General features: G+C 65.0%; 2 protein-coding genes and 1 pseudogene. 2 read left to right on the plus strand and 1 reads right to left on the minus strand.

The window, feature by feature from the left end; genetic code table 11:
• Together L9Z73_RS29980 and codA are read left to right on the plus strand one after the other, a co-directional pair.
• A partial coding sequence (locus tag L9Z73_RS29980; RefSeq protein WP_247408557.1) for a PucR family transcriptional regulator occupies positions 1-362 on the plus strand: 362 nt, incomplete at its 5' end.
• Between the two features lie 27 nt (positions 363-389).
• Positions 390-1,625, plus strand: a complete 1,236-nt coding sequence (gene codA / locus L9Z73_RS29985; RefSeq protein WP_247408559.1) for a cytosine deaminase — start codon at positions 390-392, stop codon at positions 1,623-1,625.
• A 53-nt stretch (positions 1,626-1,678) separates the two neighbouring features.
• On the opposite strand, the pseudogene L9Z73_RS29990 reads toward codA, so the two are convergent.
• Positions 1,679-1,845 (minus strand): annotated as a pseudogene (locus L9Z73_RS29990) (diaminopimelate epimerase); the annotation flags it as partial.

Here is a 1,845-nt window from a genome sequence, read left to right on the forward strand (position 1 = left end):
CGTTGGCCGCCGCGCGGCGCTTCAGCGAGCGCGCCGGGCTCTGCGTGTATGACGAACTCGGCGTATTGAAGCTGCTCAGCGGCGTGCGCGATCGCGCGCTGCTCGACCAGTTTCTCAATGAGCGCCTGGGCCCGCTGCTACGTCACGACCTGCACCATGGGCCGAGCCTGATGCCGACCCTCGAAGCCTGGTTTCACGAGAATGGTAACCTTGTGGCCGCCGCCCAGCGCCTGGCCGTACACCGCAATACCCTGACGCACCGCGTCCAGCGCATCGAAGCCCTGTGCGGGCTGAAGCTGGATGATTCATATGACCGCCTGGACATCGGCATCGCGCTGATGATCTGGCGGCTGTCAGCCTGATTGTTTTTAGCCAAGAGGAACTTGCCCATGCACATCATCAACGCCCGCCTGCGCAACCGTGAAGGCCTGCATGATCTGCACCTGGAACACGGCCGGATCGCCAGCATCACGCCGCAAACGACAGCGCCCACGGCAGCGCCCGACGACCTGGACGCCGCCGGCAACCTGGTGATACCGCCCTTCGTCGAGCCGCACATCCACCTCGACGCCACCCTCACCGCCGGCGAACCGCGCTGGAACATGAGCGGCACCCTGTTCGAAGGGATCGAGTGCTGGGGCGAACGCAAAGCCACCATCACCCACGAAGACACCAAAGCGCGCGCCAAAAAAACCATCCAGGCCCTCGCCGCCCACGGCATCCAGCACGTGCGTACCCACGTCGACGTCACCGACCCGAACCTCACCGCGCTCAAAGCCATGCTCGAAGTGCGCGAAGACAGTACGCACCTGATCGACCTGCAAATCGTCGCCTTTCCCCAGGAGGGCATCGAGTCGTACCGCAACGGCCGCGAGCTGATGGAAGAGGCCATCCGCCTGGGCGCCGACGTGATCGGCGGCATCCCCCACTTTGAATACACCCGCGACCAGGGCGTGAGTTCGGTGAAGTTCCTGATGGACCTGGCCGAACGCAGCGGCTGCCTGGTGGACGTTCACTGCGACGAAACCGACGACCCGCACTCGCGCTTCCTCGAAGTGCTGGCCGAAGAAGCCCGCAGCCGCGACATGGGCGCCCGCGTCACCGCCAGCCACACCACGGCCATGGGCTCCTACGACAACGCCTACTGCGCCAAACTATTCCGCCTGCTCGGGCATTCCGGTATCAGCTTTGTCTCCTGCCCCACCGAAAGCATTCACCTGCAAGGGCGCTTCGACAGCTTCCCGAAACGGCGCGGCGTGACCCGCGTCAACGAGCTGCTGGAAGCCGGCATGAACGTGTGCTTCGGCCAGGACTCCATCGTCGACCCGTGGTACCCGCTGGGCAACGGCAACATCCTGCGGGTGCTCGAAGCCGGGTTGCACATCTGCCACATGCTCGGTTACCGCAACCTGCAAAGCGCCCTGGACCTGGTCACGGACAACAGCGCCAAGGCCATGGCCCTCGGTGATCGCTACGGCCTGGAGCCCGGCCGGCCGGCCAACCTGTTGATCCTTTCGGCTGACAGCGACTACGAGTTGATTCGCAGCCAGGGCTTGGCGCTGTACTCGATCCGCAACGGCAAGGTATTGATGAAGCGCCAGCCGGCGCAGGTAGAGTTTTTGTAGCGCGCGGGGCTCGACGATCGAATCGAGTACGCTGTGTTTGCGACTCGAATCGATCAGCCGCGCGGCCCTGCATCGATCTGCGGCCGTGCAGCCCCGAACAGGCTGACGCTCAGCACTGTCTCAGCCTGCGTCTGCAACCGCACCGGCACCGTACCGCCTGGCATCACTACCGCGACCTCCCCGCCCTCGACCCAACCAGCGCGCCACGCCGCGCACGCCA

Source organism: Pseudomonas emilianonis, assembly GCF_023072625.1.
Lineage (GTDB): Bacteria > Pseudomonadota > Gammaproteobacteria > Pseudomonadales > Pseudomonadaceae > Aquipseudomonas > Aquipseudomonas paraveronii.